The organism is Prolixibacter sp. DSM 2831, assembly GCF_056493735.1.
Map to the genome: position 1 here is coordinate 1,737,873 of NZ_CM151379.1, position 21,271 is coordinate 1,759,143.

Annotated in this window: 18 protein-coding genes; 3 read left to right on the plus strand and 15 right to left on the minus strand. The window is 41.9% G+C overall.

Annotation, left to right across the window (positions count from 1 at the left end; translation table 11 throughout):
• Positions 1-14: 14 nt before the first annotated feature.
• The 3 genes from AC060N_RS06930 to AC060N_RS06940 form a co-directional block, all read right to left on the minus strand.
• On the minus strand, positions 15-395 hold the full coding sequence (locus AC060N_RS06930; RefSeq protein ID WP_479526448.1) for a PH domain-containing protein: 381 nt from the start codon (positions 393-395) through the stop codon (positions 15-17).
• Between the two features lie 95 nt (positions 396-490).
• Positions 491-1,018 (minus strand): GNAT family N-acetyltransferase, encoded by a 528-nt coding sequence (locus AC060N_RS06935; RefSeq protein ID WP_479526449.1) that lies wholly within the window; start codon positions 1,016-1,018, stop codon positions 491-493.
• 36 nt (positions 1,019-1,054) lie between these two features.
• On the minus strand, positions 1,055-1,816 hold the full coding sequence (locus tag AC060N_RS06940; protein WP_479526450.1) for a cyclase family protein: 762 nt from the start codon (positions 1,814-1,816) through the stop codon (positions 1,055-1,057).
• A 132-nt stretch (positions 1,817-1,948) separates the two neighbouring features.
• Here AC060N_RS06940 and AC060N_RS06945 point away from each other — a divergent pair, with 132 nt between their 5' ends.
• The gene (locus AC060N_RS06945; RefSeq protein ID WP_479526451.1) at positions 1,949-2,773 is read left to right on the plus strand and encodes a hypothetical protein; all 825 of its coding nucleotides are present in this window, start codon (positions 1,949-1,951) and stop codon (positions 2,771-2,773) included.
• A 119-nt stretch (positions 2,774-2,892) separates the two neighbouring features.
• Positions 2,893-3,999 (plus strand): Gfo/Idh/MocA family protein, encoded by a 1,107-nt coding sequence (locus AC060N_RS06950; RefSeq protein ID WP_479526452.1) that lies wholly within the window; start codon positions 2,893-2,895, stop codon positions 3,997-3,999.
• Positions 4,000-4,025: 26 nt separating this feature from the next.
• On the opposite strand, the gene AC060N_RS06955 is transcribed toward AC060N_RS06950, so the two are convergent.
• Positions 4,026-4,352: a hypothetical protein gene (locus AC060N_RS06955; RefSeq protein ID WP_153638531.1), complete on the minus strand. Its 327-nt coding sequence runs from the start codon at positions 4,350-4,352 to the stop codon at positions 4,026-4,028.
• A 281-nt stretch (positions 4,353-4,633) separates the two neighbouring features.
• Between AC060N_RS06955 and AC060N_RS06960 the strand changes: the two genes are divergently transcribed.
• The gene (locus tag AC060N_RS06960; protein ID WP_479526453.1) at positions 4,634-7,264 is read left to right on the plus strand and encodes a glycoside hydrolase family 2 protein; all 2,631 of its coding nucleotides are present in this window, start codon (positions 4,634-4,636) and stop codon (positions 7,262-7,264) included.
• A 115-nt stretch (positions 7,265-7,379) separates the two neighbouring features.
• On the opposite strand, the gene AC060N_RS06965 is transcribed toward AC060N_RS06960, so the two are convergent.
• The 11 genes from AC060N_RS06965 to AC060N_RS07015 form a co-directional block, all read right to left on the minus strand.
• The gene (locus AC060N_RS06965; RefSeq protein WP_479526454.1) at positions 7,380-9,350 is read right to left on the minus strand and encodes a polysaccharide biosynthesis protein; all 1,971 of its coding nucleotides are present in this window, start codon (positions 9,348-9,350) and stop codon (positions 7,380-7,382) included.
• Between the two features lie 148 nt (positions 9,351-9,498).
• Positions 9,499-10,686, minus strand: a complete 1,188-nt coding sequence (locus AC060N_RS06970) for an aminotransferase class I/II-fold pyridoxal phosphate-dependent enzyme (protein WP_479526455.1) — start codon at positions 10,684-10,686, stop codon at positions 9,499-9,501.
• 5 nt (positions 10,687-10,691) lie between these two features.
• Positions 10,692-11,321, minus strand: a complete 630-nt coding sequence (locus AC060N_RS06975; RefSeq protein WP_479526456.1) for a hypothetical protein — start codon at positions 11,319-11,321, stop codon at positions 10,692-10,694.
• A 14-nt stretch (positions 11,322-11,335) separates the two neighbouring features.
• Complete coding sequence (locus tag AC060N_RS06980) at positions 11,336-12,451, minus strand: lipid II:glycine glycyltransferase FemX (RefSeq protein WP_479526457.1); 1,116 nt, start codon at positions 12,449-12,451, stop codon at positions 11,336-11,338.
• A complete protein-coding gene (locus AC060N_RS06985; protein WP_479526458.1) occupies positions 12,448-13,056 on the minus strand; it encodes a sugar transferase in 609 nt (202 codons plus the stop codon). The genes AC060N_RS06980 and AC060N_RS06985 overlap by 4 nt, the downstream gene beginning before the upstream one ends.
• Positions 13,025-14,182 carry a glycosyltransferase family 4 protein gene (locus AC060N_RS06990; protein ID WP_479526459.1) on the minus strand — a complete coding sequence of 386 codons (1,158 nt, stop codon included), beginning with the start codon at positions 14,180-14,182 and terminating at the stop codon, positions 13,025-13,027. Before AC060N_RS06990 ends, AC060N_RS06985 begins: the two co-directional genes overlap by 32 nt.
• Before the next feature lie 44 nt (positions 14,183-14,226).
• Positions 14,227-15,330, minus strand: a complete 1,104-nt coding sequence (locus AC060N_RS06995; protein ID WP_479526460.1) for an EpsG family protein — start codon at positions 15,328-15,330, stop codon at positions 14,227-14,229.
• A 3-nt stretch (positions 15,331-15,333) separates the two neighbouring features.
• The gene (locus AC060N_RS07000; protein ID WP_479526461.1) at positions 15,334-16,140 is read right to left on the minus strand and encodes a glycosyltransferase family 2 protein; all 807 of its coding nucleotides are present in this window, start codon (positions 16,138-16,140) and stop codon (positions 15,334-15,336) included.
• A gap of 20 nt (positions 16,141-16,160) precedes the next feature.
• Complete coding sequence (locus AC060N_RS07005) at positions 16,161-17,450, minus strand: lipopolysaccharide biosynthesis protein (RefSeq protein ID WP_479526462.1); 1,290 nt, start codon at positions 17,448-17,450, stop codon at positions 16,161-16,163.
• A 30-nt stretch (positions 17,451-17,480) separates the two neighbouring features.
• On the minus strand, positions 17,481-19,940 hold the full coding sequence (locus AC060N_RS07010; protein WP_479526463.1) for a GumC family protein: 2,460 nt from the start codon (positions 19,938-19,940) through the stop codon (positions 17,481-17,483).
• A gap of 194 nt (positions 19,941-20,134) precedes the next feature.
• Positions 20,135-20,905, minus strand: coding sequence for a polysaccharide biosynthesis/export family protein (locus tag AC060N_RS07015; protein WP_479526464.1), 771 nt, complete (start codon positions 20,903-20,905; stop codon positions 20,135-20,137).
• Between the last annotated feature and the right edge of the window lie 366 nt (positions 20,906-21,271).

Genomic DNA, 21,271 nt, shown 5'->3' on the forward strand with positions numbered 1-21,271 from the left:
GAAGTGTCAGGTGTTTATTTCAAAATATAGGACGCCAACACATGATGTACGTCGTATATATCCACCGATTTGTTGAACTGTTTCTTAACACTGGGCGTTTGTTCCCCGGCAACCCAAATTTTCAATTCTGCATCCGGATCGAACGCACCTGGAGCTTCGACGCTGAACTGCGAAATATTTTTGTAAGCGATGGATTTATATTCGACCTTGTTTCCGGTTAAGCCCTGTTTGTCAATCAGTATTAATCGTTTGGTGGTAAAGATGAATACGTCGTGGTACAGTTTGAATCCGAGTTCAATACCTTCGCCTTCAATCAAAAGCTTTTCGTATTTCTTCAAGAGCTCTTCCGGTTCCACGGTTCCGGCTTTGCCCAAAAGCGATGAAAATAGTCCCATACTGTTTTTGTTTATTGGTTTGGCTTTATCTTTATAAGGTACTTAAATATCCGAATATTATCAACCAAACCTTTGCCGTGGGACTTTAACGGAGGTTATTTTAATTTCAGGCGAAAGCCGAATACGGGAAGCTCTTCCTGCATAAAATCCAAATCTTCTGAACGTTCGAAGCCAAGGTTTTCATACATTTTCCAGGCTACTTGCATCGCTTTGGTCGAGTGTATGATTACTTGTTCCTGCTTTAATTCTTTGGCTTTTTGGATGCATTCTTTGGTCAGGAGTTTGCCGATGCCTTGTTTCCGGAAAGAAGACGCAACAGCTAGTAACCTGAAGCCGGACGCATTTTTCTCGTGAGTGGCGGTGCCGCCGGAACCATAATATTGCATATCGCTGAAATACACTACGCCACCGGCTATTTTCCCTTCCGGCGAAACGGCTACCCAAAGTTCGGTGTTGGGCTTCTTCGTCCATTCCCCAATATTGGCCAGCAATTTGTAATACTCGGGTTGTTCCGGTTGCTTCGGAAATCCTTCCAGTTGGGAATAAACTTCGACCATGAGTTGGCCCAGCTTTTCAAACTCATCTGGTTTGGCATTGCGGATGGTGTAGGGTTGCTGATGCATTGTTGATATTTAACTGTAACCAAATTAATATTTCACCTATTCAAAAATTGCTACAACCCGCGCAGGTGCAGCAGATGCTCCGACAATCTTCAATGGAAAAACAGCGACTTTGAAGCCGGAATAGGGGAGTCCTCCCAGGTTGACCAGCTGTTCCATATGATAATATTCCTTGTCTTTTCCGACGAGGTGGGCCTCCCAAAATAACTCCGAATTACCCGATTCTTTCGCTTTTTCAATCATATGGTGAAGAGGCAGATCCCAGCCCCACGAATCGATTCCCATCACTTTGATGCCTTTATCAATAAGCCATTCGGTGGCTTCGGCACTCATGCCGGTTCCGATTTTATGAAAATCCTTGGTCCCGTTGAATTTGTCTCTTCCGGTTTTGACCAGGACAATCATTCCTTTTTTGAGTTCCAGGTTATTTTGAGTCAGGAAATCAGTAATATCTTCTATCGTGATGGGGTCGAAATCGGCCTTGTGTTCCATGTCGATAACCAATCCGTCGCCATAACACAGTTCCAGCGGCATTTCATCGATTGTTTTGGCTTTTTCTCCGTTCGTCGTTGGCGCGTAGTGCCAGGGGGCATCAATATGCGTGGTAGCATGAACGCCCATTTTCGTTATGGTGTCATCTGCCCATCCGGTAAAGCCTTTGGGGAATAGTTTAAAAGGCAGTCCCAGTAATCGGATCAGCCATTTGGCTTTTCCGTGTGGTTTATGTTTAACTTTTACTTTCATAAACCACGGGTCATTCGGGTTGTACTGAATGGGTTTGGAAAGATCGATTATCTGCATATCGTGTCTGCTTTTGGTTATTTCCGGTCTTTGATGTTCGAAAATAAACATTCTCAGTTTACAAAAATCTCCTGTCAAAACATTTTTACCTGAATTCCCGTTTAACATTCCGGACAGATAATTAATTAAAACATGCGTAAACTTGCTCTTAACCCTTATCGTCGGAAGATTACATCCGGCTTTCTTTTGTTTACTGTACTTTTGGTTCTGAATGCGTGCTCTTCTGACAATTCAAATGCGCCTTCAACCTCCGTCAATCCGTTTGCTCCAACTAACGGTTCATTCAATCACAACCTCGGGCCGGGGGCTTCGGCACATGAATTTCTGGCATCCGATACTTACACCCAACTGGTTGTTGAAATACAGTACATGGATGGTTACAAACCGACCGCTGATGCAATTTCGAAACTGAAAACATTTCTGGAAAACCGCTTGAATAAACCTTCCGGAATTTCGTTCATTTATACGCAAATAGCGCCCGGAGGAAAGACTACGTACACGCTGGATGACATAGCGAAGATGGAAGAGAACAATCGCACGAACTTTACAGAAGGTCAGAAGCTGGCTGGATATTTTTTGTTTCTCGATGGCGGTTATACCGAAGACACGGATAAATCGAAGGTACTGGGTGTTACCTATCGCAATACATCAGTTGCCATATTTGAAAAGACGATTCAATCATTAACTGCTCAGCCAACAGACCCTCAGCGATATGTTCTGGAAGCAACTGTTTATGAGCATGAGTTCGGGCATGTGCTGGGATTGGTTAACAATGGTTCGCCGATGCAAACCGATCATGAGGACACATCTCATCTGCACCATTGTGATAATTCGAATTGTCTGATGAACTGGCAGGTTGAAAGCGGTGGTGTTGTGGGGAATTTGTTCGGAACGAATCCAATTCCGACGCTCGATCAAAACTGTTTGGATGATTTGAAAGCAAATGGCGGTAAATAGCCGAATCGAAATATTTGAGTGAAAATTATGTCCGGTTAAGCCGGACATTTTTTTATTGAGATCCCCGGCTCTTTTCGTACATTTAGGTTACTGTTATTTGACTACCTAACCACTAAGCTATGAACCGAAAACTGATATCTGTTATTCTAATCATTTTTACACTGATGGGAAATCAAAGTTCTGCACAGGAGCAAAATAAACCTCACGTTAAATTGGGCATTGCCGGACTTACTCACGGTCACGTGGGGTGGATTCTGGATGCCATGAAAAAAGGTGATGTAAAAGTGGTCGGGATTGCCGAAAGCAACCGGGAAGTGGCCGAACGATATGCGAAACAGTACGGATTCCCGATGAGCATGGTTTATCCAACATTGGAGGAAATGGTTACTCAAACCAAGCCGGATGGCGTAACTGCTTTTGGACCAATATTCGATCATTTGCATGTAGTGGAGGTATGTGCACCACTGCACATTGATGTGATGGTAGAGAAACCGTTGGCTGTTAATGGAGAACATGCACAAAAGATGGCTCGCCTGGCGCGTGAAAACGGAATCAAATTGGTGACTGATTATGAAACAACCTGGTATCCAACCAATCATTTGGCTTATCGAATGGCGGTGGATGAAAAGAGACTGGGTGGGATTCGCAAAGTAATTGTTTGTGATGGTCATCAGGGACCGAAGGAGATCAATGTGCAGCCGGAATTTTTGGCCTGGTTGACTGACCCGAAACAGAATGGCGGCGGGGCTGTGGTCGATTTTGGATGTTATGGCGCGAACCTTATCACCTGGTTAATGCAAAACCAAAAGCCACTGACAGTTTCGGCAACGCTGCAAACCATGAAACCGGATGTTTATCCCAAAGTGGACGACGAAGCGACCATCATCCTAACGTATCCGGGGACGCAGGGAATCATCCAAGCCTCGTGGAACTGGCCTTTCAGCCGGAAAGATATGCAGATTTACGGCCGCACTGGAGAGCTGTTTGCAGCCAACCGGCATGAATTTAACTACCGCTTAGCAGGAGAAAATACCGAAACAAAGAAAGAGCTTTCTGAGCGACCGGCCCCTTATAATGACCCGTTTGCCTGGTTTGAGGCAGTAATAAGAGGCGATATTATTGTCAAACCAACCGATTTATCATCATTGGAAAATAACCTGATTGTTGTCGAAATATTGGATGCTGCCCGTGAAAGTGCCCGCTCCGGAAAAGTTGTTCATCTGTGAAAAAAATCCGCTGAATATGTCCCGGCTTAGTCTCCTTCGGGCATATCACCAAGCGTTTTTCTTAGGTTGATGAGCGTTGTATTTTCAAACGGATGATAGGTCTGTTCAAACGGTTCTTCGCAGACTGCTTTATAAATGGATTGAGTGCGGTCGTCATTTGTGTCGAAATGTGTGATTCCGCAAATCAACTGAAGCATCTCTTCCCGGGTCGCACCCGTTTCCGATGCCAGAATGATTTCGCGCAGCAGGCTTCCGGCAGATGAAACATTCAATGATTCTCCTCCAATCGCCAACATCCTGTTAATAACTAAATTAACTTGTTCCTCCTGTAGGTGAAGTTGCTGTTTTTTCATAGGCTACCTAAAATTATTGCTTCTACTCTTCTTTTTTGCACATGCGCCTCAAATATACAGCCCTTTCGGGTTATGGCAAATATGTTGTATTACATGTTGAGATTCCGTTATTTATATTGCTTAATAAAGTTGAAAACCATTGGGTTCGTAATACCCCTGTCCTGTATGACATTCCTGTTAAGTTGAAAGCAATTACTTTTTAAATGTTATTTGGATTCACCGTCGATTCCATATTTTGTCTCCGTGAATTTTATCCATTTGTACGCTTAAACTAACTAATTATGAGGAGAACGTATTTCCTGTTTATTTTCTTGTGTTTCAGTGTTATTTATTTGCCTTCGGCGAAAGCGCAACAGCATGATATTAGCCTGGATTCGCACTGGGTTGCCAAACGAAAAGCCGACGTCCAGGTGGATGGTACTGTGATTACTTCGTCTGGTTACCAGCACACCGGCTGGATGGATGCTGTCGTTCCCGGTACCGTGTTAACCACGCTGTTGCACAATCATTTGGTGCCCGATCCATTTGTGGGTTTGAACAACAAAGAAATACCGGACATTCACGATGTCGGAAGAGACTATTATACCTATTGGTTTTACACCGAATTGCCTGAGTTGAAGGTGAAACAGGGCGAACAGGTCTGGTTGAAATTCCGGGGAATCAATTATGCGGCAAATATTTTCCTTAACGGGAAAAGGGTGAATACGGATACCCACGAAGGAATGTTCCTGCGCGAGAAATACAACATCACCGGTCTTTATCATCCGGGTGAAGTCAATCGACTTGCTATACTGGTGGAGCCTCCTTCGCCGGAAGGCAATGCATCGCGTGGACAGGGCGGAGACGGAACTATTGCCCGGAATGTGACAATGCAATGCACAGCTGGTTGGGATTGGATTTGCCCAATGCATGATCGCAATACCGGAATATGGGACAAAGTTAGCCTGGAAGTTACCGGCGCGGTTGATGTATTGAATCCACATGTAATAACTCGTGTTCCCGGAAAAAGAACACCGGGTTTGAAACAAGAGCCTGCGTTTGTCAAGGTTTCTTCGGAGTTGAAAAATGCTACGGACCGCAAGCAAACCGGTGTGTTGCAGGTTATCCTTAACGGGAAAAGTTATTCCCGTAAGGTGACGCTTCAACCTTCCCAGAAAACGGAAGTTGGTCTGGATGAAATAAAGGTGACTGACCCGAAACTGTGGTGGCCTAATGGAATGGGAAAACATCCTTTGTATACGCTGAAGGTTTCTTTTGTGGAAGACGGAAAAGTTTCTGGCGAACAGTTGGTAACTTTCGGTATTCGGGAAACTGGCAGTTATTTCGACGAGAAGATTGGAGCGAGAGTATTTCTGGTGAACGGTCAAAAAGTATTCATCAAAGGGGGAAACTGGATTGCCTCGGATGCGATGCTGCGTTTGTCGAAGGAGCGGTACGACGCGGAAGTTCGAATGCATGCAGAGATGAATATGAACATGATTCGGGTTTGGGGAGGTTCCATTACCGAACGGCCTGAATTTTACGATGCTTGTGACAAATACGGTTTGCTGGTGTGGCAGGAATTTTGGGTTACCGGCGATTGCAACGGGCGCTGGCCTGATCCGTTGAAGAAGGAATCACAGACTCGCCGGCATGCCTATCCCGACGACCATTCTCTTTTTCTGAAATCAGCCGAAGACCAGATAAAAATGCTAAGGAACCACCCGAGTCTTTATCTATGGTGCGGTGGAAATGAATATACCCCGGCTGAAGATATTAATGCGGCGTTGAGGGATGATGTCATTCCACAAACGGATGGTACGCGGCTTTACCTGGAGGAATCGACCGGGACACAGTTGATGCAAAATACGATTGGCGGAAATGGCGACGGTCCCTACGGAATTCTGGAGCCTGACTGGATTTTTAAAACCAAATCTTATCCGTTCAATCCGGAAATTGGTTCCATTGGCATGGCCAATATTGAATCGCTGAAAAAATTTATTCCTGCCAGGGATTTGGTTCCACCGAAAGGTAACTGGGTTCCCGAGTCGTGGCGATATCACAAATACATTCCGTTACATGATTTTCCTGCCCGATATGGTAAAGTGAAAGACATCAACGATTTCTGCCGGAAGGCACAAATTGTGAGTTATGAACAGTATCGCGCGCTGCAGGAGGGCTTCAACTTCCGGATGTGGAGTGATTATACCGGTATGTTGGTTTGGAAGAATCAAAATCCGTGGACGGCTTTGCGTGGTTTCTTCTACGATTACTACCTAGATTATACCGGTGGATATTTTGGTTACAAAGAAGCGGCGCAGCCGGTGCATATTCAGTTGAATCTGAATGATTCTGTGGCGTGCGTTGTGAATCAGACACCTTTTAAGCAATCAGGTTTGACCGCTATAACAACACTTTATACTATTCATGGTAAGAAACTGGATGAGCAATCAGAGAAGAAAGATGCTGTTGCTAATTCTGTTACGATGTTGGGAAAAGTGAAACTGCCAGCCGATGATACAGACGAAGTTTACTTTCTGAAGCTGACTTTGAAAGACAAAGATGAAAAGGACGTTGATGAGAATCTTTACTGGCTATCGAAAAATTCAAAATCGTATGAGCAGCTGAATCAGTTGAAGCCGACTTCTGTAAAAGTGAAAATGGAAAAAACGGCTGATGGAAAATACAGCATGCGCATTCTGAATCCCGGCAACGAGACCGCTTTCTTTATCCGTTTAAAAGTAGTGAATGAGAAAACGGATGAGTTGGTTTTGCCGGTCTTTTTCAACCGAAATTATTTCACCCTGTTACCGGGCGAGGAGAAGGAGGTTGATTTAGATTTGAGTCAGCACTTTGGACAGATTGACATGAAGCAATTGAAATTGGTGGCGGAAGGATGGAATGTATCAGAACAGAAAATGGTTTTGCCCTGAGAATGACACAAAAAAGATCCGGAACGCAGCCTGGGAAGCTGCATTCCGGATGACAGACAACGAAATTGGTCTTAGGATGTATTTGGGAAAGATTGAGTTTTAAGTGTTAGGTATTTCAGGTGATTGATATTTTCTTTTTGGACTTTCTTTTGCTTTTGACTAAACGCGGACCAACAGGCTGTTCCCTGTCGAATTTGGTAAATCGGGAGTTTTGTGAAATAAATTCTGGAACCAATGACTTCATGCGGCTGACCAGTTTTTCTTCATCTTCGAGTTGAACAGCAGCAAGCAGCTCTCGGATGCTTGCATTTACCTCTTCGTACGGATACTTCCGTACCTGTGCAATCATAATTTTCGGGTGATGAGTAGGTAATGTATTTTCCTTATTGGCCAGGAGTTCTTCGTAGAGTTTCTCTCCGGGGCGTAATCCCGTGAATTTGATGGCAATGTCCTGTTCAGGAACAAACCCGGAAAGTGAGATCATCTTTTTGGCGAGGTCATAAATCTTTACCGGTTTACCCATGTCAAAAACATAGATTTCACCGCCGTTGCCCATAAAGCCGGCTTCCAGGACCAATTGACAGGCTTCCGGTATGGTCATGAAGAAACGGGTGATATCGGGATGAGTGACAGTAACGGGACCTCCTTCTTCAATTTGCTTCTGGAAAAGGGGAACAACTGAGCCGTTAGAACCAAGTACATTGCCGAAGCGTGTGGTGATAAATTGGGTGGTAATACCTTCTTTTTGCGATAATGCCTGAATGTATATTTCGCAAATTCGTTTGGATGCTCCCATCACGTTGGTGGGATTGACTGCTTTGTCGGTCGACAGCATCACGAATTTCTTTACTTTGAATTGCACTGACAGATCGGCAAGTAACAAAGCTCCACCAATGTTTACGCGAATGGCCTCGTATGGGTGTGCTTCCATCAATGGAACATGCTTGTAGGCCGCGGCATTGAAGACAATGTCGGGTTGATATCTGGCGAAAACCTGGTACAAACGGAACGGGTCGCGTACATCTCCAATAATGAGTTCGAAGGAAGTCTTCGGAAATTTTACTTTCAATTCGTTTTGCAAATCATACAGTGGTGTCTCAGCCTGGTCATACAGAATGGCATGACGGATATCGAAAGCCATGAGCTGACGCACAATTTCGGAGCCAATTGAACCGGCTGCACCGGTTATCAGAATGATCGAATCCTTGAGGCCTTCCTTGATTTTGTCGATTTCCAGATGAATAGCCTCCCGGCTAAGTAAGTCGGCGATCATGACATTCCGGATCTGTTTGGAATTCAACTGGCCGTTCATCCAATCGTTTACAGCGGGAATTTGTTTCAGTTGGATGTTATTATCCAGGCACATTTCCAGTAGCTCTTTCTTCCGCGTTGGCGAAATATTTGGCTGATTAATGGAAATAATAATTTCCTGAACCAACTCGGCCTTGACGACTCTGCGGAAGGCTTGCCGGGCTGAATAAATAGGGATACCGTTAAGCGTTTTCCCGTTAAGGGTCCGTTTGTCATCGATAAATCCAACAACTTTATAACCGGAAATATGGTCTTGTTCCAATACGTTGAGCGTAATGAGTCCGAGTTCTCCCGCACCGAATAGCATTACTCGTTTGAGCGGGCTGCTCGGGAGAAAACAGTATTGGTAAGTTCCCTTAACAGCCATCCGACTTCCCACCAATAAAACAGTGGTGGTGAAATAGTGAATCAGTATAACTGAATAGGGAATCACGAGGAATTTCATATCCGGAAAAGTTCGCGCGGCAGTGGACAGGAACAACAGGGTAGTGACTCCCGTTGACATGGCCAAAACCAGCTTAACAGCATCCTGAATAGTTGTATGTCGGATGATTCCACTGAATGAACCAAAGAACAGAAAGGCTCCGATGTAAACCGGAAGAGCAACCAGGAAATGACTCGTTGCCCGTTGTATATCAACAACGGCGGGATCCAGATTGAACCGGAGGAGATAAGCGAGAACGAAACTGATAGCAGTGACGAACAGGTCCATGACTAACACCAGACCACGCGGGACAATGTGTCGGACCAGGAATTTTTGGAGTAGGCGAAGCATAGTAATTTAGGTAACTTAAATTAGATAATGAGGGTGTTTTTTGCATTATCCTGAGGAGGGGAGTATTAGTTGTTAATTCGTTAGAACTTTCGATCAGTTGAAGAGTCGGTGTCTAATTTCATACTATAGTTGGTCGGATTGTTCAATTTTATCTTATTGATTCTGAATTTTGGGATGGGATAGCGGTATGGTGTGTCTCTTTCCTGTCAAATAAACGATTGATCACACCAGCTATACGTAACCGGTCTCCGTCGGTTAAATTGGAACCACTGGGTAGACATTGCCCTTTGCGGAATAATCTTTCTGATGTTCCATCACCATAAAACGGATATCTCCGGAAAACAGGCTGCAGGTGCATCGGCTTCCAGAGCGGTCGGGATTCGATATTTTCGGCTGCGAATGCTTTTCGCAGCATTTCACAGGTAATGCCCCCGGTCTGACGATCGTCGATGGTAATGGCTGTCAGCCAATAGTTGGAGAAGAATCGATTATCCGGCTCTTCCTGGAAGGATATTCCCGGTATACCGGAAAATAGTTCCCGATAGAATAGTTGGTTTTTTCGTCGCTGAACAACACGTTGGTCGATGACTTCCATTTGTCCGAGTCCGATGCCTGCTGTTACATTGCTCATCCGGTAATTATAACCTATAACGCTGTGCTGATAGTGCGGAGCTGGATCGCGGGACTGCGTGGAGAGGAATCGGGCTTTGGCTGTCGATTTTTTGTCGTTTGACAAAAGCGCTCCACCACCGGAAGTGGTGATAATTTTATTCCCGTTGAATGAGAGAACTCCCATTGCACCTATTGAACCAAGCGCTTGTCCGTTGTAGCGACTGCCCAATGCTTCGGCTGCATCTTCTATTACCGGAATCTGGTAGTAATTCGCAATCTCCATGATTTCTTCCATTTTGCTCGGCATACCGTAAACATGCACGGGAATAATGGCCTTGGGTTTCTTTCCTCTTTTCACGCGGGCTTTAATGGCTGTTTCCAGCCAATCCGGACTCATATTCCATGTTTGAGGTTCACTTTCTACTAGAATCGGATGTGCGCACTGGTAAATTATCGGATTAATGGTAGCGGAAAAAGTGAGAGAGGAGGCAATCACTTCATCGCCGGATTTTACTCCGATTATGATCAACGCCAGGTGCAATGCTGCAGTACCTGAACTTAGCACTGCAGCATCCTGTACCTGGTTGTAGCGGGCCAACACTTGCTCGAATTCATCGACATTGGGGCCCAAAGGAGCCACCCAATTGGTCCGAATTGCTTCGACGATATATTGCAATTCATGGCCGCTCAGATGGGGAGATGACAACCATATTTTGTTCTCCATTGTGCTTATCTGTTGAGGTTTGTGTTCGTTTCGATTTGCTCTGCTTGTTGATTAGCGTCTATGTTATGCGGCTTTTCGTTTACTGGTGCATCGATTTTGTCCAGCCACGCTTCCTTCCAGAAGAAAAAGCAGTTTCGGTCGCATACTGCTTTGTAGCCGGGCATTTTCCCGGAACAATGCAAACCTTCCAGTAAAACAGTGGTTCGCATCTTCCTCATTTTGTAGTTGGCTTCGTCGAGGAAGTATTCAACGCGTTTGACTACCTTGGTTTCGGTGCCGCAGTACTGCCACATCTCGGGCATGACGACGCATCCTTCCAGTTTGTTGTTCTCGTCAACGGTTTTCAGTATTTCTTCTCTCGATTTGATTCTTACCCAATCACCCTGTTTCAACGGGCCCGTCGGTTTTTTGACTACTTGCGGTTTAGGCTCAGCAATGAACCTGGGTGTTGCAGATGCTCCGGAATAATGGGTTCGGAATCCCAGAAAATATTTGACCTTGCGGAAATACAAGTAAAATTTGATTTTCCGTAGAAAAGCAACTATAGCTAAGTTGATTCGTAACCCGATGGGGTCTTTGGCAAACATCTCCTCAGCATGTGCAAACTGACAATTCTTATCTCTCTCTGGTTCCATACGACTATCGGTTTTTATAATGCAGATGAATAAGTAGGTGAGTGGAAGCGAATATTTCGGTATTCGGGGAAATATTCTGTATGGAGAATATCCAGTTTGTTTTGTTGGATATGAATTTTTTTCAGGTGCGATAATTCTTTGTAAACATCGGGTATGTGGATCTTTTTTCCCGTGTGAAACGAAATCGTCTCTTTGGCAAATTTGGTCTTCATTCTCAGCAAGCTGTCGTCCGGAGAAGATGACCGGCCACCTCCTAATATGAAGTAACGGTAACCTTGCTTACCGGCCCAAATGGCGGCTTCATGAAAGAGAGCCATCATGGGCGAGAGATGAAGATAGGCTGTATTTGTGCCGGCCAAATGAGCATTGGCAAATGCACCACCGGTAATAACGAGAATCGATGCAATAATCTCATGGTTAAGGCAGGCGTGGAAAAAGGTGATGTTACCGTCCAGCAGTTTCACCATGTTTTGAAAGTAATCCTTTGAGAAATAATAGTAAAGATTCGCTTCATTTCGAGACATGGTATCGGTGTATAGTGGCAAGAAAAGCTCGATTGCTTTAGGAGAGCTGTCTATCTCGATGGTGACTCCTTCCTTGGCACTTTTGCGGATTCGGTTGCGGCATTTTCTATCGAAGTCGCTCCATATTTCTTCAGCTGTTTTGGCCGTGTCGATGGCAACGACCTGATTGTATAAGCTGACATCTATTTCTGTGTCGCAACCTTCGTGTGTTTTCAACCAGGGATGGAAACGCACAAACTCGGAAACAATGTGTTGCTCCTGACAATACTGATGAAAGGCCTTGAGGAAATCTTCCATCGGAATGGTACAAGAATCGCTTTTTAGATAGCCTCCATAGCCATACGGCGATACAATGTCGTAATAAGTTTCTCTGAGTTGGGAGAATAGACTTATGTTGTTGATTTTTCTTTTTAGGAAGGGAAATAGGATGTAATCACGGTCATCTTTTTGATAAACAAAGCAGGTTGCTTCTCCTTCGTCATTTGTTTCACTCAGCAAGGAATATTGTGGGTAGAAACAAATGTCGCAGTCGGTTATATTCGCACATAACCTTTGCCATTCCCGAAAATCAGATTCGGTTCCGGCCTTTAGTGTTTTAGTTATCATGTGGTGGTTCCTTTAAAATATTCCATTCTTTCGCGGTGAGGAGCATAAATTCCTTCCCTTTTGAATACTTTGGTAATGGTGAGGTAAAGTATTTTTATATCAAGATTGAGCGACAGATGCTCAACGTAGTATACATCGTATTCGAATTTTTCCTCCCAGCTTAGATCATTTCTTCCGTTTACCTGTGCCCAGCCTGTAATCCCTGGTTTTACATCATGACGTTTTGCCTGGCGTTCGTTGTAAAGGGGAAGGTATTGTTTCAGCAGTGGGCGGGGACCAATTAAACTCAGTTCACCCTTCAATACATTCAGTAACTGGGGAATTTCGTCGAGCGAAGAGTTTCGAAGAAAATTGCCCGTACGGGTTACCCGCAGGTGATCGGCCAGCAGTTCACCCTCTTTGTTCCGTTTGTTGTTCATGGTTCTGAACTTGTACAACCGGAATAGCTTTCCTTTTTTACCGGGCCGTTCCTGATTGAAAAACGGGTTGCCTCTGGTCGAGATAGTCAACCAGACGAGTATAATGAGGAAGAGCGGGCTTAACAGGATAATACCAATCAATGCCAGCACAAAATCAAGCAAAGGTTTGAACAGATACCGGTACATGTACTCCTAGATTCATGTATTCAAGCAATACTTTATTTACTTCGGTTACCTCGAAAATGTCCACGGCCATTTGTCTGCTTTTGTCCGCCATAACTTTCACTTCTTCGGGGTGTTCCACCATGTAAATCATAGCGTCGGCCAGACTTTTCACGTCGCGCGGTTGCACAAGGAGTCCATTCTGTCCGTGTTTCACCGTGTTCCGGCAGCCAATGGCATCGGTGGTGATGATGGGGCGCCCTGTGGCCATCGCTTCCATAATCGAGCGGGGAATCCCTTCACGGTAGTAAGAGGGAAGCACGAAAACAGTCGAATCTTTCAGGTATGGCCTAACATCACTGGTTGTCCCACGGTAGTGAAAAAGGCCTTCCTGTTCCCAGTTCTGAACCTCTTCAGGGGTGATGGCGTCTTCACAGCTTAAGTCGTAACCACCAAGTATTTCGAATTCCACGGTCGGATGCTTTTCTTTTACTATTCTTGCTGCATCAGCGTAAATGGCAATTCCTTTCGAGCGTAAAAGTCGTGAAACAAGGAGAAAACGGAAGGCCCGGTAAGGTAGCGGTTCCCGGGTAAAGTACCGTGTGTTAACGCCCGAACCCATGGTTACCTGTGCTATGGCTGGTGAATTGATGTATTCCTTTTTCAGGAAGAAAGCCACATCTTCGTAATTCTGAAAGAACAATCCATTGATATTTTTTAGGCTTGCACGGTAGAGAATGTCGATAATACGCAATACCAGTTTTCTGGAATTGACTTCATTTTCGCTGGCTATGTATCCCAGACCTGATATGATAGAATAGCGTTTCAGATGTTTAAAAAAACGGCCTGCCAGATTCCCGTAAATAACAGGTTTAATGGTATATGTTAGCAGGTAGTCGGGTTTTTCTTTTATGAGAATACGCAACAGGGAGAAAAAGAAAAGTATGTCTCTGAACGGATTCCTTCCATTTTTGCTGAGTGTGAGTGGATAGTATTTGATACCCAGTCGGTTCAACTCCCGGCGGACAATCGGAAGTTCAGGTGGGGCAGCAGCAGCGATGTCGAAGCCGCGGTTACGAAACTCCAGGATTAGCTCCTTACGAAAGTTAATCAGCGAGAAATCGTTGCTCGCGATAATCACAATCTTCATTTCAGTTGGTTTTAAAAGGGGATGTTTAAACTTTTCTGAGGAAATTATGTTTGGTTCTTGAAATAAATGATATTGAGGAGAATAAACGATAGTAGACTAAACGCGAATAGTTTTAGGGGGCCGTATTTGTATTCTCCGTGCTTAGATAGAAAAGGACTAAGGAGAAAAGGAATAAATCCCCATGATAGTACACCAAAGCGGTCAGAATAAGGAATATGAAACATGAGGAAAAAGACCGAACTGGTTAAAATATATGAAAATAAGAAACGTTTATAGTTAGGATAGAATATCTTGATGTGGCGTTGGTTGTAGAAATATAATCCGACCAAAGTAAATATCGAATTGAATATTACAAAGTCTGCTCGGAAGCCGGTTCTGTATATCCCAATGCTAGTGCTCAGCATGTAGCTTTGTAATCGGTAATTGACAAGCTTATTTAAGAGTGGAACTGAATTCAATAGTTTGATTAAATCCGTATCTAAATAAGAGAGTATAATTGCAAGTAAGTAGACAATAAGCGGTATCTGGACTTTCTTGATGTACTTAGATACCAGAAAAAATGTTATTGGGATGAGAATTGAGGCGTGAAACAAAAAAGCGACGGACATAAATATTATCGGTAGGTGTGGTTTGTAATTGTTAGTTATTAGTACAATGGCGAGTAGAAAGAATGAAATTGCAACCCCCTGCTTCAAAATATTTGCCCCCATGCTTTTGAAAAAGAAGAAACTAACAAAGCAAAAAAATAACAAGAATGTATGGTCCATTTTTAAACTTATGAATGCAAATGCAATCGGTATCATGTAAAGTATTGCCATGGTATATAAAATTGCTTGCTTATTTGATGTTATTGTATTTAGAAATACAGAAATGCTATAAATTCCGAAATCTCTTATTTGATAGAGCTTTAGTGCAGATAGGCTTGAGAATTTATTCATTGTATATATGTATCTGTATGTATCACTACCAATATTCCAATCTCTACTTCCAAATATTAAGATATAAAGCACAGAGGTAGATATGATGAGAAATATATTTGTCTGTCTCCGGTAGTTGTAGTCGCTATAAAATAGCAGTATTGAGAACAAGACAATGGTCGCGACGGTAAAGTAAAAAGAGTTGTATAAGATGGTAAAGTCGTTGAGCATGAGTTAGTTTGTTGGATTAAGTAATTTTCTAACCGTTAAGCGAATATTTCTTGGTAGGAAGAGGTCGTAAAATAACTTAAAAGTGTTATACATCAGTATAATAATTCGGCGCTCTGACAAGGTGTATTTGCTTTTCAATTTGAAGGAACGCCAATAGTATTTCTTCCCTGATGTATTTTCAAATGATTGGTCCTTGTGTATTCTGTGAAAGTCCAGTTTTGTATTTGTTTTGGCAATAATTCTGTTCTGTGAAGCAAGTCGCAGCCACAGCTCATAATCAAATTGAGAATGTCGGGATTCATCATAACAGCAAAGCTGTTTCCTTATAAGAACTGATGAGTGAGATAGTCTGTTGTGTTTTAGTAGATTGTGTAGTTTTATGATTGCTAATGTGTTTAGAGTGCTAGCTTCGTGTATAATGATTTCTGACTTTGAACTGAAAAGTTGTGTATCAGTGAATAGTGCATCTACGTTGTTGTTTTGTACAATCGCACTTTGTATGGTAAGTTTTTCGGGATGCCATAAATCGTCAGAATCGATAATGGCAATCCAATTAGCTCTAGCTTTGGACACGGCATAATTCAATGCTCTGCCTCGCCCAATATTGCCTGGTTGAAAAATTTTAAGCGGATAGTCGGTATTCCGGATTTGAAAGTCATACAGTTTATTTACCGTGTCATCTGTAGAGCCGTCATCTACAATTAGATGTTCAAAATTATTGTGTGATTGACTCTTAACGCTTTCCAACATTTCAATTATGTATTTGGAGCTGTTTTTGACGGTTGTTATGACGGATATGAAATTCTCCATTTTGACTTTTGGTAAATTATTTATTCCGGGATTTTTCGTGTTTTCTTTGCAATGAGGAAAAATGAAAGAAGGAATATTAAATATAAAAAGCTTATTCCGAAGCTGTACAGCTTTATGAAATCGATAAAATTGATTTTAAAAATGTATCCCAGATAGAAGATAACCAGGTTTGTAATTAATAGAAAAGAGTTGTTTACCAGATTCAATTTTTGTTTCTCTGCCACATTGAGAGTATAAGATAGGCTTGAAGCGATGAATCTGACACCAGATAAAATAGTTAAGTATTTGGCAATGGTTCCTGCTGTACTCCATTCATTCCCAAATATTAGAGGAAATAGATATTCACTTGAGAAAAATAATGGGACGAAAACAAAAATTGCCAAAATCGTCAATTTTTTGAGAGTGCTTTTGAATACTGAATAGCAATTTCCTTTCGTTCGAATCTCCTCGCAGGCTTCCTGATAATAAACTTGGGCAACGTTACGACTTATGAGAATACTGGGGGCACTGAGGATTCTATATGCGAGTGCAAAAAAACCTACAAAGCTTATCGAATATATCGAAGTCATTAAGAGGCTTGCGATATTCAAACTAGCTGAGTTCGCTATTCCTGCAGGAAATGCGTAGTATGGAAATTCACGATATTTCAAAGAGACATTTTTAAAATCGTGCAGTTTATGTTGGAACATTTGTCTGAAACTGAAAGACGAATTTATCTTCAATATTCTATTGCCGGAAAGGTATGCAGCGAGTTGACCGATGATGAGTCCACTCAGGGAAAATGCTTTTAAGAAACTTAAGAAAATTTGAATTGGAATCATGGTGCCGTTTTTAGCTATGTTTGAGACAGCCATGGGTTTGTAGTTTTTTAAACGATTGTTTAAATTAACCAGAATGGAGTTGAAGCCGACGAAGTATATTGCTAGTGGTAAAAGAAAGAATAAATAAATATTCGAGTGTTGAATATGTAACAACGGTATAATGAAATTGTGGCCGATGATGATTATGATGAGGAGGATTGTGGACAAAGTTATATTTATGTAGTTCGCCAAGTAAGATAATTTATATACATCTTCAGCTTTCCTTGGAAGCATGATTGCTAAGTCATATTTTAGACAAATGTTGCTGCCAATTATCGCTATTAAGGACAGGAATACAGCATACAAGCCAAAAGCATCCGGAGTATATATTCGTGTCAAAATAGGTGAAAATGCCACCAAGAGAACCTGCGAAATGACCGTACCACCAGATAATATCAGAACGTTTTTATTGAAGTCTGTTTTTAAAATCTTTGATATAATTCTTTCCATGATATTTATTTGGCTGATGCTCAGTAGTTATTAGACTTCTGTTTTTCGTGAGCGTCTTCGAGGTTTCAGCTCTTTGCTAATTTTTTTCTTGTAGTTATTCTCATATCCATAACCATATGAATGATTATTGTAACGGTCAAATTGATTGTTAATGGATATGTCATTAAGTAATAATCCTAAGCGATTTGTATTTTGGCTAGATATTTCTTGCAAAGCACTTTTGGCCGCCGGTTTCAATGTAATTCCTTGACGGGTAACAAAAAGAAGTGTATCCCATAGGTTACTGAATTGAAAAACATCAGCAACAAGAAGTGGACTTGAATCAATGATTATTGTTTCGTATTCTTGCTTAAGAAGAGCTGTTAGCTCAACAAGTTGGATGTCAGCCAACATCTCTCCCGGATTTGGGGGAATGCTTCCGGCTGGAATGATGTGTAAATAAGGATGTGGAGTGTTGAAGGTTATATCGTTGATAGACATTTCATTGAGGATGTAGTTGCTCGCTCCTCTATTGCTTTCGTAACCCATTTTCTTCCCTATCCGTGAATTCCTGAGATCGAGATCTAAAAAAACAGTTTTCTTTCCCAATAATGCGAAAGACGCTGCAAGATTGAGAGCTGTAAAGGTTTTTCCTTCTCCTGCGGTGGTTGATGTCACTGCAATTACGTTGTGTTCATTTCCATTTTGTATAAATTTAAGTTTTGTTCGAAGAGCTCGATACGATTCACCCAATGGAGAGTTAGGATGTTCTAGCAGGGGAATTTGACTAGGTAAAACTTGTTCATCATGGGGGATTTGCCCTAAGACTGGCGAATCTGTCAAAAGTTTTAGGTCATCCAACGTTCGCACTTTGTTGTCAAGTGCGTTTCTAGTAATAATGAGCGTTGAAGGAAAAAAAATGCCAAGAAGTAAAGCAGCAATGCCTGTTTTGATATTATTGGGTTTGACCGGTTTATCTCCTATAATTCTAGCTGGATCGATGACTTCATTATCAGGCGTGTTCGAGGCTTTGGCAATTTGTGCTTCAGATAACTTTTGAAGAAGAAAGTTGTAGTTGTTGTTGTTTAATTGATAACTTCTCTCGATGTTAACGTAGTCTCTTTCAACAGCAGGTAAACTTCTTGTCTGTTTTCTTAAAAAGTCAGTTCGCTTGGAAATGTCCTGAAGCGTCAGTTCAGATTGATGCATGATGCTTCTGCTGTTTTCCAATAATGTACGTTTGGTTGTTTCCATTTGGATCCTAAGTTGTCTCATCCTGGGATACTCCGGATCATGAACTGTCGCTGACAGGGTTGATAATTCGATATTCAGTTGGTTCAGATCTCGAAGTAGATTCACTAAAAGAGGGGCATCAATGCCCACTGTGGAAGGGGCGACGAGTGATTCCAAATCTCCATTTTGGAGTAAGTAATTCTCGAGGTATTTGTAGTATTGATGTTGAGTTTCTAATAGGTTTTTTTGGTCTTCCAGCTTTACGAGTTGGTCCAATAGTTGCTGAGATTGGTAGCCCACATCAAGTAATTGATTGTTACTTTGAAACCGCTCTCTTATTTTTTGTGAGGCTTTCAGAGAATCGCGAACCTCTGATAGTTGAGATGTTATGAAGAAAATAGTTTTAGTAGCGATAGTATTTTTCTTTTTTAAATTATGTTCCTGGTAGACCCGCATAAGCATGTCCAGAAAGGCAATCCCTTTTTCGGTGTTCTCACATGTTGTTTTAAGTTTTAGTATACTGCTCTTTAGTGATACCTGATAAACGGTTAGTTTTTCTAAATATTTATTCGTTAACTCATTTAATGAGTTAAAGTTGATGCGATATCTCCCTTGTAAAGGAAGAGATGAAATTGGGATAATTCTGAATGAGTAATCAGCAGATTTTATTTGCTCATTAATATCGAATGTTCGACTATTATTTACAGCATGTGGTTCGGATAATTCAGTCTTTCTTAGATAATCGTAACGGATGGCCTTTCTGCTCTTTGTTTTTATTCTGACCTTATTGTCAGATAGGAACTTAAGGTCAAAGTTGGTATCAATCAGTTGTGAATGTCTATCATCAAACTCAATCTCAAAAGGTAGATCATGATATAATTCAGTTGTCCTGAAAAAACCTCTCTCAGAATAGGTGACTTCAAAGTCGAAATGCTCAAGAGTATTGTAAATAAGACTCCATGACTTTAATATTTGGATTTGGTTCTCAATATTTTGGTTTCCATTGAAGAGACTAAATCCCTGGAAAACGTTAGGCTGTTTATCTGCTGCTGTGATTAATGGGTTTTGGTTCTGCTGCTCTTCGATCAGTATTGAGGCGGAAACTTCGTAAACAGGATGGGTATACTTGTAGTACAACCAAATTCCAATAGAAGTGAAGATTATTGCTATTACAAACCATTTCCAATGAGAGATTAGCAGAGCAAAATATTTTCGATAATTTATTGTTTTCTGGGGTAGTGTGAATTGCTCAAGATTTTGGTAATTGTTTATTTTCATTGTATTTAGGTTTGTATGTTAAAATTGAGTTAGCTATTAAAAATGGAGAAAAGAAGATGATTAAAAGAGAGGAAATTGTCTTAAATATTGACACTGACTCATACGTTATGCATGTGCTCTTTTCTGGAAAGTGTTGGGCAAATTATTAAGGGAAGTACAAATTTCCTTCTGGGCCTTATGTATGGAGTAAGCGATTAAGGCTTAAAGGAAGTATATAGTAGAACGGCGGTAGATATTGCCGTAAAGAGAGTCGCGAAAGGAAGTGTTTTAGCTCCGTAAATGCGGTTTTTGGGCTGTACGTAAATAATATCGTTGGGGAGTATGTAGAAGTATTTTGAATGCGTGATATTGCTGCTAGTCAGGTTTAATGCCACGACCCTTCTTTCGTCGCCTTCTCCTCTGATAACCCTGACATCTTTTCTGTTTCCAAAATCGCTCAGGTCTCCGGCGGTTCCCAGAGCCTCAAATATCGTCATCGAATTTTTGTTAACCCGGTATTGCCCGGGGCGGTTAATCTCTCCCAGGACAGTTATCGTTCGGTTTACCAACTTGACGAACACGGAAGCATTTTCCATAATGCCGTCAATCTGTTCTTGTAATTCATCTCTTACCTGGTTGGTGGTTTTGCCTCCTACATGCTGTTTCCCGAGATATGGAAGCACAATATTCCCATGGTCATCCACAATATATGTGATGAGTTCCAGAGACGATTCAGAAGTGTAGTTGCGATCGGGTTGAGAAAGATTCAAAAAGGAAGCAGCATCAGGATTATCACTGATAATACTGATGTAGAGGTTGTCGTTGGGATGGATGGTGTAAACATCCGGTGAAACGGTTTGTAGTGTGGAATCTGCTTTCTTTAAATCGTACAGGTAGGTAATGTTCTTAAGTGGAGTGCTACATGATGAAAACAGGGCTGTGAGCAGGAGGAGTAACCCTGCCCAGGTGAGAGAACGAAGTTTCATGAGGATTACAGGTTATTAGTGAGATTAAAATCTGGACAGTAACAATGCATAGGATTTAATATGCGGTGCCAACTGTCAATTCCGTCAATCCTTTATACAAAACAGAGCATTTGTTTTGGCTACATGGCTATGCATAAGAATTCATGCTCAAAATCATGCTCATTAAATATATACGAATAATTTATAATTTTGATTATGATTTATAGCTTCGCCTCTTCAGTCCCATGAGGATTGATCGGATGAAAAAGGATTTTGAGAATCAACAAGCTTAGCAATAAGCCAAATGAAAGTTAAGAATTAAATGAGGCAGAAGTAAATACCTGTTTTATCGAAAATCTAATTTTATAGATAAATGTAGTGTGTGAG

Bases quoted from the DNA above. Each gene is read 5' to 3' on its own strand.
- AC060N_RS06930 (WP_479526448.1), bottom strand. From the start codon at position 395: ATGGGACTATTTTCATCGCTTTTGGGCAAAGCCGGAACCGTGGAACCG.
- AC060N_RS06935 (WP_479526449.1), bottom strand. From the start codon at position 1,018: ATGCATCAGCAACCCTACACCATCCGCAATGCCAAACCAGATGAGTTT.
- AC060N_RS06940 (WP_479526450.1), bottom strand. From the start codon at position 1,816: ATGCAGATAATCGATCTTTCCAAACCCATTCAGTACAACCCGAATGAC.
- AC060N_RS06945 (WP_479526451.1), top strand. From the start codon at position 1,949: ATGCGTAAACTTGCTCTTAACCCTTATCGTCGGAAGATTACATCCGGC.
- AC060N_RS06950 (WP_479526452.1), top strand. From the start codon at position 2,893: ATGAACCGAAAACTGATATCTGTTATTCTAATCATTTTTACACTGATG.
- AC060N_RS06955 (WP_153638531.1), bottom strand. From the start codon at position 4,352: ATGAAAAAACAGCAACTTCACCTACAGGAGGAACAAGTTAATTTAGTT.
- AC060N_RS06960 (WP_479526453.1), top strand. From the start codon at position 4,634: ATGAGGAGAACGTATTTCCTGTTTATTTTCTTGTGTTTCAGTGTTATT.
- AC060N_RS06965 (WP_479526454.1), bottom strand. From the start codon at position 9,350: ATGCTTCGCCTACTCCAAAAATTCCTGGTCCGACACATTGTCCCGCGT.
- AC060N_RS06970 (WP_479526455.1), bottom strand. From the start codon at position 10,686: ATGGAGAACAAAATATGGTTGTCATCTCCCCATCTGAGCGGCCATGAA.
- AC060N_RS06975 (WP_479526456.1), bottom strand. From the start codon at position 11,321: ATGGAACCAGAGAGAGATAAGAATTGTCAGTTTGCACATGCTGAGGAG.
- AC060N_RS06980 (WP_479526457.1), bottom strand. From the start codon at position 12,451: ATGATAACTAAAACACTAAAGGCCGGAACCGAATCTGATTTTCGGGAA.
- AC060N_RS06985 (WP_479526458.1), bottom strand. From the start codon at position 13,056: ATGTACCGGTATCTGTTCAAACCTTTGCTTGATTTTGTGCTGGCATTG.
- AC060N_RS06990 (WP_479526459.1), bottom strand. From the start codon at position 14,182: ATGAAGATTGTGATTATCGCGAGCAACGATTTCTCGCTGATTAACTTT.
- AC060N_RS06995 (WP_479526460.1), bottom strand. From the start codon at position 15,330: ATGCTCAACGACTTTACCATCTTATACAACTCTTTTTACTTTACCGTC.
- AC060N_RS07000 (WP_479526461.1), bottom strand. From the start codon at position 16,140: ATGGAGAATTTCATATCCGTCATAACAACCGTCAAAAACAGCTCCAAA.
- AC060N_RS07005 (WP_479526462.1), bottom strand. From the start codon at position 17,450: ATGGAAAGAATTATATCAAAGATTTTAAAAACAGACTTCAATAAAAAC.
- AC060N_RS07010 (WP_479526463.1), bottom strand. From the start codon at position 19,940: ATGAAAATAAACAATTACCAAAATCTTGAGCAATTCACACTACCCCAG.
- AC060N_RS07015 (WP_479526464.1), bottom strand. From the start codon at position 20,905: ATGAAACTTCGTTCTCTCACCTGGGCAGGGTTACTCCTCCTGCTCACA.